Origin of the sequence: Mesorhizobium carmichaelinearum (assembly GCF_900199455.1) — a bacterium.
GTDB classification, from domain to species: domain Bacteria; phylum Pseudomonadota; class Alphaproteobacteria; order Rhizobiales; family Rhizobiaceae; genus Mesorhizobium; species Mesorhizobium carmichaelinearum.
Genome location: NZ_FZQR01000011.1, coordinates 259,182 through 273,421, shown reverse-complemented (window position 1 = coordinate 273,421; position 14,240 = coordinate 259,182). Strand labels below are relative to the sequence as shown.

Annotated in this window: 15 protein-coding genes; 1 reads left to right on the top strand and 14 read right to left on the bottom strand. The window is 63.7% G+C overall.

Annotated elements, in window-relative coordinates:
- Positions 1-75 precede the first annotated feature (75 nt).
- Together CKW40_RS25260 and CKW40_RS25255 are read right to left on the bottom strand one after the other, a co-directional pair.
- Entirely contained in the window at positions 76-984 is a 909-nt protein-coding gene (locus tag CKW40_RS25260; RefSeq protein WP_095202545.1) for a DMT family transporter, read from the bottom strand.
- 60 nt (positions 985-1,044) lie between these two features.
- Positions 1,045-1,932, bottom strand: coding sequence for a DMT family transporter (locus CKW40_RS25255; RefSeq protein WP_095202544.1), 888 nt, complete (start codon positions 1,930-1,932; stop codon positions 1,045-1,047).
- 231 nt (positions 1,933-2,163) lie between these two features.
- Here CKW40_RS25255 and CKW40_RS25250 point away from each other — a divergent pair, with 231 nt between their 5' ends.
- The gene (locus tag CKW40_RS25250; protein ID WP_095202543.1) at positions 2,164-2,670 is read left to right on the top strand and encodes an OsmC family protein; all 507 of its coding nucleotides are present in this window, start codon (positions 2,164-2,166) and stop codon (positions 2,668-2,670) included.
- Between the two features lie 49 nt (positions 2,671-2,719).
- Here the strand turns inward: CKW40_RS25250 and CKW40_RS25245 are convergent, their stop codons facing one another.
- From CKW40_RS25245 to rpsF, 12 genes are all read right to left on the bottom strand, one after another.
- Positions 2,720-2,938: a hypothetical protein gene (locus CKW40_RS25245; protein ID WP_095202542.1), complete on the bottom strand. Its 219-nt coding sequence runs from the start codon at positions 2,936-2,938 to the stop codon at positions 2,720-2,722.
- A gap of 237 nt (positions 2,939-3,175) precedes the next feature.
- Positions 3,176-3,916 (bottom strand): SDR family NAD(P)-dependent oxidoreductase, encoded by a 741-nt coding sequence (locus CKW40_RS25240; RefSeq protein ID WP_095202541.1) that lies wholly within the window; start codon positions 3,914-3,916, stop codon positions 3,176-3,178.
- A 127-nt stretch (positions 3,917-4,043) separates the two neighbouring features.
- Positions 4,044-5,513, bottom strand: coding sequence for an amidophosphoribosyltransferase (gene purF, locus CKW40_RS25235; protein ID WP_095202540.1), 1,470 nt, complete (start codon positions 5,511-5,513; stop codon positions 4,044-4,046).
- A 104-nt stretch (positions 5,514-5,617) separates the two neighbouring features.
- Entirely contained in the window at positions 5,618-6,277 is a 660-nt protein-coding gene (locus CKW40_RS25230) for a CvpA family protein (RefSeq protein WP_095202539.1), read from the bottom strand.
- A gap of 47 nt (positions 6,278-6,324) precedes the next feature.
- Entirely contained in the window at positions 6,325-7,728 is a 1,404-nt protein-coding gene (radA, locus tag CKW40_RS25225) for a DNA repair protein RadA (protein ID WP_095202538.1), read from the bottom strand.
- Between the two features lie 252 nt (positions 7,729-7,980).
- Entirely contained in the window at positions 7,981-9,471 is a 1,491-nt protein-coding gene (locus CKW40_RS25215) for a replicative DNA helicase (protein ID WP_095202537.1), read from the bottom strand.
- 218 nt (positions 9,472-9,689) lie between these two features.
- Entirely contained in the window at positions 9,690-10,667 is a 978-nt protein-coding gene (locus CKW40_RS25210; protein ID WP_095202536.1) for a small ribosomal subunit Rsm22 family protein, read from the bottom strand.
- Between the two features lies 1 nt (position 10,668).
- Positions 10,669-10,992, bottom strand: coding sequence for a YnfA family protein (locus CKW40_RS25205; RefSeq protein ID WP_095202535.1), 324 nt, complete (start codon positions 10,990-10,992; stop codon positions 10,669-10,671).
- 91 nt (positions 10,993-11,083) lie between these two features.
- Entirely contained in the window at positions 11,084-12,376 is a 1,293-nt protein-coding gene (locus tag CKW40_RS25200) for a cyclopropane fatty acid synthase (RefSeq protein ID WP_095202534.1), read from the bottom strand.
- A 175-nt stretch (positions 12,377-12,551) separates the two neighbouring features.
- Positions 12,552-13,136 carry a 50S ribosomal protein L9 gene (gene rplI / locus CKW40_RS25195; protein WP_095202533.1) on the bottom strand — a complete coding sequence of 195 codons (585 nt, stop codon included), beginning with the start codon at positions 13,134-13,136 and terminating at the stop codon, positions 12,552-12,554.
- Between the two features lie 216 nt (positions 13,137-13,352).
- Positions 13,353-13,601 carry a 30S ribosomal protein S18 gene (gene rpsR, locus CKW40_RS25190; RefSeq protein ID WP_006203718.1) on the bottom strand — a complete coding sequence of 83 codons (249 nt, stop codon included), beginning with the start codon at positions 13,599-13,601 and terminating at the stop codon, positions 13,353-13,355.
- A complete protein-coding gene (rpsF, locus tag CKW40_RS25185) occupies positions 13,601-14,104 on the bottom strand; it encodes a 30S ribosomal protein S6 (protein ID WP_095202532.1) in 504 nt (167 codons plus the stop codon). Before rpsF ends, rpsR begins: the two co-directional genes overlap by 1 nt.
- Positions 14,105-14,240 lie beyond the last annotated feature (136 nt).

The window sequence follows — 14,240 nt, the reverse complement described above, 5'->3', positions numbered from 1 at the left end:
GGGGGGACTTGGGGGGTGGCCCGTCGCACCAATAATGTCTGAGTCGGATGATGGTTCCGTGACCGTGTCACTTTTTTAAGAAATATTCGACGCTGCCTGCTGCGAGCGGGCCGCCAGCCAGTCGCGGCCGGCATGGGCGAACACTGCGCCAAGCACAATGACGCCGCCGACAATGCTGGCGACAGGCGGGATCTCGGCCAGGAACAGGAAGGCAAACAGGATCGCGAACGGCACCTCCGCCGAGCCGAGCAGGCCGGATTCGGGCGCCGGGATGAGCCGCGCGCCTTCCGTCCACAGGATCGACGACAATGCGAAGGATGCGCCGAAAGTGACGAGCAGAACAGCATCCCTTGCCGAAACCGCCAAGGGATCGGTGACGAACCAGCCGATAATGAACAGCAGGAAGGCTGAAACCGCGCCGGCCCACACCACCGGCGTGTCGCGGAAGGCGCGCACCATGATCATGTAGAGCGCGCTGCCGGCCGTCATCAGCAGCGCCAGCCCGTCGCCGAACAGATTGCCGGTGCCGAAGCCCGACCAGACCATGATCGCCACGCCGCACAGCGATACGGCGGCCGCGAGCATCGTCTGCAGGCGGAAGGGCTCGCGCACCAGCACCCAGGCGAGCAAGGCGGCAATGAAGGGCGACGTTGCGTAGATGACCGCGACATTGGCGACGTAGGTGAATTTGAACGCCGAGATGAAGGCGATGCTGGCCAGCGCGCCTTCCACCGCCAGCAGCCAGCCGCGCCAGCCAAGGCGGAGCGTGTCGCGGTTGCCCGACCGGCGGCGGCGCCAGAGCACATAGAGGCTGATCAGGATCGAGCCGACAAAGCCGCGCCAGCAGGTAATCGTCAGCGGGTCTGCATGGATCGACTTCGTCAACACACCGGTCAGGCCGAACACGGCAGCCGATGACGACACCAGGATGATGCCGAGCGTGCGCTCGGTGGTTTCGGTTGTGGTGGTTGCGATGTCAGTCATACCGGCAGCCTACCTCGCTAGGTCCTGACATCGTAGTGTCAGCAGTGACGGCTACCCACATCACAGCCGCTTGCGGAAATGCTCGCCGCCGACGATCAGCAGGCCGGCGGCGATGATCAGCGCAGCGCCGAGAAACACTTCGCGGCGCGGCACGTCGCCCCAGATCGCAAAACCGAGCGCGAACGCCCACAACAGCGAACTGTATTCGAGCGGGGCGAGGATCGATGCCGGCGTTCGCTTCATGCCTTCGAAGAGAAGATATTGCGCCAGGCCGCCAAGGGCGCCGACGCTGCCGAGAAGCAGCAGCTGGTTCAGATCAGGCGTATGCCACCACAACAGCGCCGGCACCGCCGAAAACAGCAGGAAATAGAAATTGTTGAGGAGCAGCTGGATCATTGAGCGCTCGGCAAGTGCTGTCTTGCGCAGGAGCACGATGGCGATGGCCCACAAAAGGGCGGCCGCCAGCACCAGCAGCACCGGCACGGACAGGCCGAGATGGGTCGGATCACAGGCGACGAAGACCCCGACAAAACCGATCAGAACCGCCAGCCAGCGCAGCATCGGCACCTTTTCACCGAGCAGGAACACCGAAAGCACGGTGACGATGATCGGCGCCGCGTAATAGACCGTGGTCAGTTCGGCAAGCTGCAGGCTGCGCGCGGCGTTGTAGTAGCAAAGCCAGGCGGCAAGCGTGAACGCGCTGCGCACCAGCATGGGCCGCACGATCGGCGAGCGCACCGTGTCGGCAAACAGTTTTCGCCCGCCGATCGCCGCGCAGGCGCTCAGAATGGTGATGCTGCGGAAGAACATGATCTGCCAGACCGTCATGCCGGTCACCAGCAGCTTGATCGAGGCGTCCTGCGTCGAAAACAACAGATAGGCAGCGCCGGTCAGCAGGATTCCAGCGAAAGCCCTTTCGCGTGTTTCGAGAATGGCGATGTCGGCCATAGGCGTGGGACCAGTGTTACGGGAAGCGGCAGAAATGCCGTGGATCAACGCAATGGCCGGGAAATAGCCGTCTTGCCAAGCTATACGGCCGAAAGTTGGCACAGCGCTACGCCAGCCCTGGGCTTGCGTTGGGGCAGGAACTGGCGGTCTTGCTTCGGCGAGGCGATCGGCACTTATATCTGACAAAGCCACGCTGCTCGCTGGCCGCAAAAAGCGAAAGAGACAACGGAAATGGATGCAACCGAACTGAAGGCCATGCAGGCGCCGCTGAAGCAGGCTTACCGCGACGATGCCTCGCAGGCGCTGATCACGCTGCGCGCCAAAGGCTCGATCGACGACCAGTCGGTGGCCTGTAAGGTGGAGACGGGCAGGGCGTTGGCCATCGCCGGTCTGCATCCGGCAACCGGCGGCTCTGGGCTCGAGCTCTGCTCCGGCGATATGCTGCTGGAAGCCCTGGTCGCCTGTGCCGGCGTGACGCTGAAAGCAGTGGCGACGGCGCTCGAGTTCAAGCTCGGCGCTGCCACGGTGGAGGCCGAAGGCGATCTCGATTTTCGCGGCACGCTCGGTGTCGCCAGGGATGCGCCGGTCGGTTTTCGCGCTATCCGGCTCAATTTCAGCCTCGACACGGATGAACCACAGGAGCGCGTCGATTCGCTGCTGAAGCTGACCGAGCGCTATTGCGTGGTGTTCCAGACCATCAACCAGAAGCCGGAGCTGACGGTGAGCGCCCGGCGTTGAAATGACAAGGCCCGCAGCCGGCAGCTGCGGGCCTTGTTGTAAAGGATGCTTACTGTGCCGACGGCGTCTCGGCATCGCCTTCGTCGGTGAAGGGCGAGGCGCTCGGTACGCACTGTATGGACCAGCCGGTGGGTGTCGGCTGCTTCTGATATTCGGTGATGGCGGCGGTGCACTGCTCGCGCTTGTCGAAGGTGCTGGGCAGCACGACCATGCCGCCCTGCGGGCCGGCGATTACCAGATACCAGACCAATGCTGCGGTCGTAGCCATGGGGATGTCCTTGTTCTGCCCAGCAGGGCGCTCGTTGTTGTGGGAGTCGTTTCGATCCTAACAACTCCTTGGAAATGACGAAAGCATGACCGCGACCCGGCCTTTCCCCTCAGATCACAGCCGCGTGATGATCCGGCGGATTTTGCATCCAGATTTTGAGGCCCTGTCGGCTCGGTCCGTCGCAAAACATTCGAAGAACGTCGGGAGTGCCCGAATTCTTCCGGCAAAAGGATGCAGCTACTCCGGTTGGCGGTAGGCAACAAAACGATTGTGCTTGGCCTGGAAGATCAGTCCAGTCTCTTTCAGCTCCGGGCTCGCGAGCGGCACGATGCGTTTGGCGATCTCCGAGGGGTGCGGCAGCGTCTCCGGATCCTCGCCGGGCACGGCCTGGGCTCGCATGGCGGTGCGGGTGGCGCCCGGGTCGGCGGCATTGATGCGCAGCGGCAGGCTTTGCGTCTCATGCGCCCACGAGCGCATCATGGTTTCGACCGCCGCCTTCGATGCCGCATAGGGCGCCCAGAAGGCGCGCGCCGAATGCGCTGCATTGGACGACAGGATGATGGCGCGGCCGGCATCCGAAAGCCTGAGCAGCGGGTCGACCGAGCGGATCAGCCGCCAGGTCGAGGTGACGTTGATGGTCATCACCTTCTCGAAGGTCTTGGCCTCGACATGGCCGATCGGCGAGATGACGCCGAGCACGCCGGCATTGGCGACGAGAATGTCGAGCTTGCCCCAGCGCTCATGGATGGCGCCGCCCAGCCGGTCGATGCCGGCCATGTCGGCGAGATCGAGCGGCACCAGGGTCGCCTGGCCACCGGCTGCCTTGATCTGGTCGTCGAGTTCTTCCAGCCCACCGACCGTGCGCGCAACCGCGATGACATGCGCGCCGGCTGCGGCCAATTCCCTGGCGATGAAATAGCCGATGCCGCGCGAGGCGCCGGTGACGACCGCAACGCGGCCGGTAAGGTCGAGGGTCATGCGAGAATTTCCGTAAGGTCCAGAGCAATTCCAGGAAAAGTGTGAAGCGGTTTTCCGTCCGGAATTGTGTCAAAACAAAGAGTTGGAGCGGTTCGCCGTTTTCCGTGAAACGGTGAACTGCTCTAGCCTACGCCCCGTTGTTCGCCAGCAGCGACAGCGTGCGCACATTGTCGTGGCCTTCGAAGTCGAGCAGGCGGGTCGGGTACTGGCCGGTGAAGCAGGCGTCGCAGAATTGCGGCTGGTCGTTGTCGCGGCCGACCTCGCCGACGGCACGGTAGAGCCCATCGATAGACAGGAAGCCGAGCGAGTCGACTCGGATGAACTCGGCCATCTCTTCCACCGACATGCGCGAAGCCAGAAGCTTCGACTTCTCCGGCGTGTCGACGCCATAGAAGCAGGAGGCGCTGGTCGGCGGCGAGGCGATGCGCATGTGCACTTCCTTGGCGCCGGCGTCGCGCACCATCTGCACGATCTTCTGGCTGGTGGTGCCGCGCACGATCGAATCGTCGACGAGCACCACGCGCTTGCCCTCGATCATGCGGCGGTTGGCGTTGTGCTTCAGCTTGACGCCCATGTGGCGGATCGAATCGCCGGGCTGAATGAAGGTGCGGCCGACATAGTGGTTGCGAATGATGCCGAGTTCGAAGGGAATGCCTGCGGCTTGCGAAAAACCGATCGCCGCCGGCGTGCCCGAATCCGGCACCGGCACGACGATGTCGGCCTCGACCGGGTTTTCCTGCGCCAGTTCGGCACCGATGCGCTTGCGCACTTCGTAGACGTTGCGGCCTTCGACCGAGGAATCCGGCCGGGCGAAATAGACATATTCGAAGATGCAGAAGCGGGTCTTCTGCGGCTCAAACGGGAACAGGCTTTCAATGCCCTTGGAGGTGACGACGACCATCTCGCCGGGTTTCAGGTCGCGCACGAAACGCGCGCCGATAATGTCGAGAGCGCAGGTCTCGGAGGCGAGGATCCAGGCGCCGTCGAGATCGCCGAGCACCAGCGGCCGGATGCCGAGCGGGTCGCGGCAGCCGATCATCTTCTTGGCGGTCATCGCCACCAGCGAGAAGGCGCCCTCGACCTGCCGCACGGCGTCGATGAAGCGCGAGTTGAGGTCGCGCTCCTTGCTGGTCGCAACCAGGTGCAGGAGCGTCTCGGTGTCGGAGGTGGAGGAGAAGATCGCGCCCTGTTTCTGCAGCGCGCGCTGCACCGTCATGGCGTTGGTCAAATTGCCGTTGTGGGCGACGGCAAAACCGCCATCGGCGAGTTCGGCGAAGAAGGGCTGGATGTTGCGCATGCCGGCGCCGCCGGTCGTGGCGTAGCGCGTATGGCCGATGGCGCGGTTGCCTTGCAGGCTGTCTATGACGCGCTGCTTGGTGAAGGTGTCGCCGATCAGGCCGACATGGCGTTCGACATGGAACTGGCTGCCGTCGTAGGAAACGATACCGGCCGCTTCCTGGCCGCGATGCTGCAGCGCGTGCAGGCCAAGTGTGACAATTGCCGCTGCGTCCTGTCGGCCGAAAATGCCGAACACGCCGCATTCGTCGTGGAAATGGTCGTCGGCCTCGGCGGAAAGCACGTCGTCTGCGTCTGCCATCTTAAGCTCCGCTAAAATCGCCATATAGTGCGGGTTCGCGTCGAAAGCAACGCGCGCCGTGCAGTCGTTCACACCATCGTCTGCTCCGACGCCTGTTTCGGGCGTCAGTTTGCCGGTGCTGCCGACGCCGGCTTGGCCGTGTTGTCGGCAGGGGCGGCGTCGTTGTCGTCGGGCGCTGGTGCGTTGGCGTCATCGCCGCCGGCAGGGGCATCCGCCGCTGGTGCATCCGGGGTAGCCGGAGTCTCGGCGCCCGCTTTCGGGCTGAGCTTCTTGAGGATTGCGTTTTCGGTGTCGGCCGGCAGCAGGTTTTCGAGCTTGGCGCCGATCTGTTCCAGCAGCGGCCGCGACTTGGCATCCGTGACCCAGGCGGGTGCCTTGGCGCCGGCAAGCCAGTTGAAGAACAAAAGCGCCACCGCGACGACCAGGATGCCGCGCGCGGCGCCGTAGAGGAAACCGAGCGTGCGGTCGAGCGCGCCGATACGCGAATCGATGATCCAGTCGGCGAGCTTCATGGTGATCACCGAGACGACGATCAGCGCGATGATGAAGACGACGCCGGCGGAGGCCGCCATGGCGATCTTCTCATTCTCGATGTAGGGCTTCAGGTAGGGCAGGACCGGCTTGTAGAAGAAGAATGCCGCTGCCGCTGCCGCCGCCCACGAGACGACCGACAGGACCTCGCGCGAGAAGCCGCGAACCATGGCGAGCATCGCCGAGACCAGGGTGAAGCCGACCAGGATTCCGTCAAGCAGCGTAATCGGCATGTCTTTCGCCCCACTCCGATCTCTTGTTCACGGCTCGGCGAGCCGCGTCACTCTTCGTCGTCGACACGGCTGCGCCTTGAGCCGGCTATGCGCGCCACGAGGTCGGCAAGCTCGGTGGGCTGGAAAGCGCCGGCCCCGATCCCCCCGGCAAGTTCCTCGCTGCCCAAGGGCAGAACCGCGCTACCAAAACCCAGCTTTTCGGCTTCCTTGAGGCGCTGCTGCGCATGCGCAACCGGCCTCACCGCGCCCGAAAGGCTGATTTCGCCGAAATAGACGCAATCAGCCGGAAGGGCAAGACCGGTGAGCGAGGAAACCAGTGCGGCGGCGACCGCAAGATCGGCCGCTGGCTCGCTGATGCGGTAGCCGCCGGCAACGTTGAGATAGACGTCGTGCTGGCCAAAGCGCACGCCGCAATGGGCTTCGAGAACCGCCAGGATCATCGACAGGCGAGCTCCGTCCCAACCGACGACGGCGCGTCGTGGCGTGCCGAGCGAAGATTGTGCCACCAGCGCCTGGATCTCGACCAGAACAGGCCTTGTGCCTTCCATGCCGGCGAAAACCGCAGCACCCGGCGATTTCGCATGCCGCTCGCCGAGGAACAGCTCGGATGGATTGGCGACTTCGCGCAAGCCCTTGTCCGACATTTCGAAGACGCCGATCTCGTCGGTCGGTCCGAAGCGGTTCTTCACCGTGCGCAGGATGCGGAAGTGATGATTGCCTTCGCCCTCGAAATAGAGCACGGCATCGACCATATGCTCGACCACGCGCGGGCCGGCGATCTGGCCTTCCTTGGTGACATGGCCGACCAGCACGATCGCTGCCCCTGTGGATTTTGCATAACGGATCATCGCCTGGGCGGCGGCGCGCACCTGGGTAACCGTGCCTGGCGCTGAATCGGCAAGGTCGGTCCACAGCGTCTGGATGGAATCGAGAATGACCAGATCCGGCCGCTTGCCGTCGGCGATCGTGGCAAGAATGTCCTCGACATTGGTCTCGGCTGCCAGTTCCACCGGCGTGTCGGCGACGCCGAGCCGCTGCGCCCTCAGCCTGATCTGCGCGACGGCTTCTTCGCCCGAGACATAGACGATGCGGTGACCTTTGGAGGCAAGAGCGGCGGCAGCCTGGGTGAGCAGCGTCGACTTGCCGATGCCGGGATCGCCGCCGACCAGAAGTGCGGAGCCGCGTACAAAACCGCCGCCGGTGGCGCGGTCGAGTTCGCCGATGCCCGAGATGATGCGCGGCGCGTCCTCGATGTCGCCGGAAAGCGTGGTCAGCACCACCGCGCGGCCCTTGCGGGCGTTGCGCGTGTTGGCCGGCCCCGAGCCGATGCCGCCGGACGTGCCTTCCTCGACCAGTGTGTTCCACTCGCCGCAGGCATCGCATTTGCCGGCCCAGCGCTGATGCACCGATCCGCAATTCTGGCAGATGAACTGGACGCGCGATTTAGCCATCAGGCTTGGCCTGCCACAAATGAAAGACAGGTCGGCGGGACAGCGCCCCCCTCTGTCCTGCCGGACATCTCCCCCACGAGGGGGGAGATCGAATTGCGCGTGGGGTTTCGCCAATTTTCAGCGCTGCAGAAATGAGCGCCGGCGTCGCCGACAGCCAATCTCCCCCCTTGTGGGGGAGATGTCCGGCAGGACAGAGGGGGGCGCCGTAGAGCGCCTTGGTCCCGTTTTTCTGTTGCGACAGCTGGCAAGAGGCTACTCAAACCTCTCGGCGATATGGTGCTCCTCAGCCAGATCGGAGAAGCGGGTGAATTCGCCGTGGAAGGCGAGCGTCACCGAGCCGGTCGGGCCATGGCGCTGCTTGGCGACGATCACCTCGGCCTTGCCGCGCATCTCGTTCATCTCGTTTTCCCACTTGACGTATTCCTCGGTGCCAAGCTTGGGCTCGCGGTTCTTGAGATAATACTCCTCGCGGTAGACGAACATCACGACGTCGGCGTCCTGCTCGATCGAGCCGGATTCACGCAGATCGGAGAGCTGCGGGCGCTTGTCGTCGCGGCTTTCGACCTGACGCGACAGCTGCGACAGCGCGATGATCGGCACCGCCAGTTCCTTGGCCAGCGCCTTCAGGCCCGTGGTGATCTCGGTGATTTCCTGCACGCGGTTCTGCGAGGCCCTGGCGGATGACCCCTGCATCAGCTGGATATAGTCGATGACGATCAGGTCGAGGCCGCGCTGGCGCTTCAGGCGACGCGCGCGGGCGGACAGCTGGGCAATGGAAATACCACCGGTCTGGTCGATGAAAAGTGGGATCTTCTGCATGGTCTGCGAACAGGCGACCAGCTTTTCGAAGTCCATTTCGGTGATTTCGCCGCGGCGGATCTTCGAGGACGAGATTTCCGTCTGCTCGGAAATGATACGGGTGGCCAGCTGTTCGGACGACATTTCGAGCGAGAAGAAGCCGACCACGCCGCCATTGGCCGCCTTGAAAGAGCCATCGGCCTGCTGCGCCGGCACATAGGCCTCCGCGACGTTGAAGGCGATGTTGGTGGCGAGCGACGTCTTGCCCATGCCAGGGCGACCGGCAAGCACGATCAAATCGGACGATTGCAGGCCACCCATGCGGCGGTCGAGATCGCGCATGCCGGTGGCAAGGCCCGACAAATGGCCGTCGCGCATATAGGCGGCGTTGGCCATGTCGACCGCGGTCTTGACCGCGTCGGTGAAGCTCTCGAAGCCGCCATCGTAGCGGCCGGTTTCGGCCAGTTCGAACAGCCGGCGCTCGGCGTCCTCGATCTGTTCGGAAGGCGACATGTCGACCGGCGCGTCATAGGCGATGTTGACCATGTCCTCGCCGACGGTGATCAGCGCGCGGCGCGTCGCCAGGTCGTAGATGGCGCGGCCATAGTCGGTGGCGTTGACCACGGTGACGGCTTCGACCGCCAGCCGCACGACATATTGAGCCACCGTCATGTCGCCGACCTTCTCATCGGCCGGCAGGAAGGTTTTTAGCGTGATCGGCGTCGCCACCTTGCCCATGCGGATGAGCTCGGCCGCGACATCGAAGATTTTTCTGTGTAGCGGCTCGTAGAAATGGCCGGCTTTCAGGAAGTCGGAGACACGATAGAAGGCATCGTTGTTGACAAGGATCGCGCCGAGCAGCGCCTGCTCGGCCTCGATATTGTTCGGCGCCTCACGATAAAGCGGTTGCTCCGCCACGCCGAATTTCCGCGCTGCCTCTGCCATGATGTCCCCGATCTAGATCCCGGCCTTTCGATATCAGAACGAGACGAAACCGTGCTGACCTTTCTGCATCACCGCTCGACCAAACAGCCTTGATGCCCGTTGTTCACAGGAACGACAAACCGTCCACAGGACAGTGTTCCTGTGTCCCGATTCCGGTTGACTCGGCAAGCGGCGATTCTTATGCGAAGCCCTGGAACGAAGCAAGAACAATCGGTCGTTCACGTGCTGCCTGGGTCCAGCCGGTCGCCCCAGTCCAGCCGCCGGGCCAGCTTGAAGTCCGCGCCGTCACGCTTGGTGAACAGTTGCTCCGTGGCCGTGCCGTCCTCCTGGCAAAGCTTGAGCAGAACCTTGCCGGAACCGGATTTCGGCGGTGCGATGACTCGAGCGGCGTGGGAGGCGGCCGGCTGGCGCGACGCGGCGACATAGATGAATTTCTCGTCTTCCCAAGGCACTTCCGCGTCCTTGGCCAGCCGGTGCAGGCGCGAGCGGGCGACGCGGCGGGAAAAGTGGCACCAGTCAGGTGGGCTGAGCGGGCAGGGCGCCTCGTGCGGACAAGGCGCCAGCAGATGCGCGCCGGCCGCGATCAGCTGCGCGCGAACCGCCAGAATGCGCTGCCAGCCCGCCGGCGTGCCCGGCTCGATGATCAGCAACGTGTCTGTCGTCAGCTGCCATAGGCGGTCGACCATTTTGGGCAGCGACGCCGGCACGATCTCGTCCAGCACATAGGCGCAAGTGACGAGGTCCGCCGGCTGAACGTCGGCAAGATCGATAGTGACGTCGCCGGCCTGCCAGACGGTGCGGGCCGTGATGGCATCGGCGGCAAGCGTCTCGCCGACCTTGCGCACCGCGGCACTTGCTTCCAGCAAGATGGCCTGTTCGAGATCGGGCCAGAGCGCGCTGGTGGCCCAAAGCACCGTACCAGGACCGGCGCCGACATCGAGCAGGATTTTCGGCGTGAAGTCCGGCCGCGCTTCGTTGAGCGCATCGAGGCTGGCGCGGACCGCGGCATAGGTCGCCGGCAGCCGCGTCGCCAGATAGGCCTTGACCGCCATGTCCTGCGCCATGTGCAGACGGCCGTCGCGCAGTTCGGCGCGGTAGCGGTCCGACAAGGTTTTTGCTGCCTGCTTCAGCTCGAGCAGCGGGACTTTTTCCAGGATGCGATCGACAGCTTGTCGAAGAGGGGCTGGCAGCTCCACGCTATGCTCCTCGCGGTGCGAGCAGGATGAGCGAAGCGCCGGCTATGCAGAGCGCGGCACCACCAAGATCCCAGCGGTCGGGCCGCACGCCTTCCACCAGCCACAGCCAGCCGAGCGAGGCGACGATGTAGATGCCGCCATAAGCGGCATAGGCACGGCCAGCCGCATTGGTGTCGACCAGCGCCAGAAGCCAGGCGAAGACAAGCAGCGAGACGAAGCCCGGCGCCAGCCACAAGGGCGATCTTTCCAGCCGCCACCAGGCCCATACCGAAAAACAGCCGGCGATCTCGGCCAGTGCCGCGGCGGCATAGAGGAGATAGGTCATGAAAAAGGCCTCGCGACGATCACGAGGCCTTTTTCAGGGCAGGGGCCGGGAATGGCAAGCGCCAATGGCGAAAGCCTGCGAACGTTCGGCTCTATTCCGCCACCTTGCGGCGGCGGGCTGGCTTGGCGGGCTTCTCGACGGGAGCCGCTTCGCGGCGGCCCATGTCGCGCATTTCCAGCGCCTTTTCGCATTTGGCCATATAGTCGCGGGTCATCGGCAGCGTTTCGTTCTTCTTGGCGATCTGGAACTGGAAGATGACCAGATCCTGCCAGCGGAAAGCGGCTTCCGAAGCGGCCAGATAGAATTCCCACATGCGGCAGAAGCGTTCGTCGTAGATGGCCTTGGCCTTGTCGCGGTTGGCGGCGAAGCGCTGGCCCCAGTGCTTCAGCGTGTCGGCATAGTGGAGCCGCAGGATCTCGACGTCGGTGACCACGAGGCCGGACTTCTCGATCGCCGGCAGCACCTCCGACATGGCCGGAATATAGCCGCCCGGGAATATATACTTGCGGATGAAGGCGCTGGTCGCCCACGGCACGCCGGAGCGGCCGATCGTGTGCAGGAGCATGACGCCATCGGGCTTCAGCAACGTCGCCGCCTTGTCGAAGAAGGTGCGGAAGTGATTGACCCCGACATGTTCGAACATGCCGACCGAAACGATGCGGTCGAAGCGTTCGTTGAGTTCGCGGTAATCCTTCAGCTCGAAATGAACGTGGTTTTCCAGGCCTTGCGCATGCGCCCGGTCGGTGGCGACGCCATGCTGTTCGGTCGACAGCGTCACGCCCTGCACGTCGACGTCGAACGCCTTGGCGAGATAGAGGCCAAGCCCGCCCCAGCCGGAGCCGATGTCGAGCACGGTCTGGCCGGCCTTCAGCCTGAGCTTGGCGGCGATATGGCGCTTCTTGGCGGCCTGCGCCTCGTCCAGCGTCATGTCCGGCTGCTCGAAATAGGCGCAGGAATACTGCATGTCCTCGTCGAGGAAGAGCCGGTAGAGATCGCCCGACAGATCGTAGTGGCGCTGCACGTTGCGGCGCGAACGCGAGGCGGTGTTGATCTGCTGCAGGCGGCGGAAGGCGTGGCGCAGGCCCTCGATGGCTTTCGACCATGTCGCGTCGATGCCGCCGCTGCCCATGTTCTGGAAGGCTATGCGCATCACACCCAGCACGCCGCCCTCGAGAATGTCGAGTTCGCCATCCATATAGGCTTCAGGCACCGCCAGCATCGGATCGAAGGTAATGGCGCGCTCGGCATGCGCGGTCTTGATGTGCATATGCACCGGCTCGCCGCTGCCGTCGCCGAAGATGACTGTCGAGCCTTTGGGCCCGGTTACCTTGAGATTGCCCGTGCGCACCAGGCGGTCGAGAACGCGCTTCAGCAGGATGTTCATAACCAAATGTCCCCTCACGGTCAGACTGGCTGCCTTAATTCTGCAACAATATATAGGGGTTCGAAAAGTTCCATTTGGTACAAAAATGCCCGGGCGAGAGGCCCGGGCATTGGTCCACAAAGGCTGGATGACGACAAAGTGATAAGAGCGCTGCTCCCTCGCTTGTCGTACGCGATCAGGCGTTGTCTTCGCCGCCTTCGAACTCGGCGTTCGGATCGAAGAAGTTTTCCGGCCGCGCATTGTCGTTGATGTCGTCGCCATAGATGGCTTCGGCGGTGGTCAGTGTCTCGCCCTTGGCCTGACGCTCGGCTTCATCGGCCGTGCGGGCGATGTTGAGCGTGATGGTGACTTCGACTTCCGGATGCAGCGCGATCGCCACATTGGTCAGGCCGATGGTCTTGATCGGCTGGTTGAGCAGGATCTGGTTGCGGTTGACCGAAAAGCCTTCCGCCGTCACCAGATCGGCGATGTCGCGTGTCGACACCGAACCGTAGAGCTGGCCGGTTTCGCCGGCCGAACGGACCGCGATGAAGCTCTTGCCGTCGAGCTTTTCGGCAATTTGGCTGGCTTCCGACTTGCGCTCGAGATTGCGGGCCTCGAGCTGGGCGCGCTGGCCTTCGAACTTCTTCTTGTTGGCTTCGTTGGCGCGCAGCGCCTTGCCCTGCGGCAGCAGGAAATTGCGGGCAAAGCCGTCCTTGACCTTGACGGTATCACCCATCTGGCCGAGGCGGGAAACGCGTTCGAGAAGAATGACTTCCATGGTTTTGTTCCTTTTGGTTGGGCGTCCGTCCACAGGGCAGGCGCCAAATTCAATGGAACAGGTCAGGAAGCTTGAGCGCCTTGAGCGCCGGTGTCGCTGTCCTGCCTGTCGCGGCAGTTAGAGGCGTTGACCTCAACTCGGGATTTGATGGCTGAGCCGGTCATGCCCGTCATGGCCGGCGAAAGGAACGGGCGGCGAACCGCCCGTTCGAGAGAATTAGCGGACCACGTAGGGCAGCAGGCCGAGGAAGCGGGCGCGCTTGATCGCCTTGGCGAGTTCACGCTGCTTCTTCTGGCTGACGGCGGTGATGCGCGACGGCACGATCTTGCCGCGCTCGGAAATGTAGCGCTGCAGCAGACGCACGTCCTTGTAGTCGATCTTAGGCGCGTTGGCGCCGGAGAACGGGCAGGTCTTGCGGCGACGATGGAACGGGCGCCGGGTCGGGATCTGGTTGATGTCGACCATTATTCTGCACCCCCTTCAAAGCCTTCGCGCGGACGGCGCGGACCACGATCGCCACCGGCGTCGCCACCGAAGCTGCGCGGCGGACGATCGCCACGGTCGCCGCGATCACGGTCGCCGAACGAACGCGGACCACGATCGCCACGGTCGCGGTCGCCGAAGCTGCCGCGCTCGGAGCGCTCTTCGCGCTTCTGCATCATGGCCGACGGACCTTCCTCATGCGCCTCGACCTTGATGGTCAGGAAACGCAGGACGTCCTCGGACAGACCCATCTGGCGCTCCATCTCGTTGAGCGCTGCCGGCGGGCAGTTGAGGTCCATTAGCGTGTAGTATGCCTTCCGGTTCTTGTTGACCCGGTAGGTGAGGGACTTCAGTCCCCAGTTCTCGACCCGGCCGACGGCCCCGCCATTCGCGGAGATGACGCCCTTGTACTGTTCGACAAGCGCATCGACCTGCTGCTGCGAGAGGTCCTGCCGGGCAAGAAACACATGTTCGTAAAGAGCCATTATGTCTTCGTGCCTTTCTTCGTTTCTCTCCCGGTTCCCGGCGGCAAAAGCCTCTGCAACTTCTCTGACCCGTATGCCAAGAGGCACGGGGAAGAAAGGAGCATGACGAGACGGTCGAGAGCGGAGACACGGGAGG

Coding starts and splice junctions, on each gene's coding strand:
- rpsF (WP_095202532.1), bottom strand. CDS start 14,104: ATGGCTCTTTACGAACATGTGTTTCTTGCCCGGCAGGACCTCTCGCAG.
- radA (WP_095202538.1), bottom strand. CDS start 7,728: ATGGCTAAATCGCGCGTCCAGTTCATCTGCCAGAATTGCGGATCGGTG.
- CKW40_RS25250 (WP_095202543.1), top strand. CDS start 2,164: ATGGATGCAACCGAACTGAAGGCCATGCAGGCGCCGCTGAAGCAGGCT.
- CKW40_RS25260 (WP_095202545.1), bottom strand. CDS start 984: ATGACTGACATCGCAACCACCACAACCGAAACCACCGAGCGCACGCTC.
- CKW40_RS25205 (WP_095202535.1), bottom strand. CDS start 10,992: ATGACCTATCTCCTCTATGCCGCCGCGGCACTGGCCGAGATCGCCGGC.
- purF (WP_095202540.1), bottom strand. CDS start 5,513: ATGGCAGACGCAGACGACGTGCTTTCCGCCGAGGCCGACGACCATTTC.
- CKW40_RS25200 (WP_095202534.1), bottom strand. CDS start 12,376: ATGAACATCCTGCTGAAGCGCGTTCTCGACCGCCTGGTGCGCACGGGC.
- CKW40_RS25255 (WP_095202544.1), bottom strand. CDS start 1,932: ATGGCCGACATCGCCATTCTCGAAACACGCGAAAGGGCTTTCGCTGGA.
- CKW40_RS25230 (WP_095202539.1), bottom strand. CDS start 6,277: ATGCCGATTACGCTGCTTGACGGAATCCTGGTCGGCTTCACCCTGGTC.
- rplI (WP_095202533.1), bottom strand. CDS start 13,136: ATGGAAGTCATTCTTCTCGAACGCGTTTCCCGCCTCGGCCAGATGGGT.
- CKW40_RS25215 (WP_095202537.1), bottom strand. CDS start 9,471: ATGGCAGAGGCAGCGCGGAAATTCGGCGTGGCGGAGCAACCGCTTTAT.
- CKW40_RS25240 (WP_095202541.1), bottom strand. CDS start 3,916: ATGACCCTCGACCTTACCGGCCGCGTTGCGGTCGTCACCGGCGCCTCG.
- CKW40_RS25245 (WP_095202542.1), bottom strand. CDS start 2,938: ATGGCTACGACCGCAGCATTGGTCTGGTATCTGGTAATCGCCGGCCCG.
- rpsR (WP_006203718.1), bottom strand. CDS start 13,601: ATGGTCGACATCAACCAGATCCCGACCCGGCGCCCGTTCCATCGTCGC.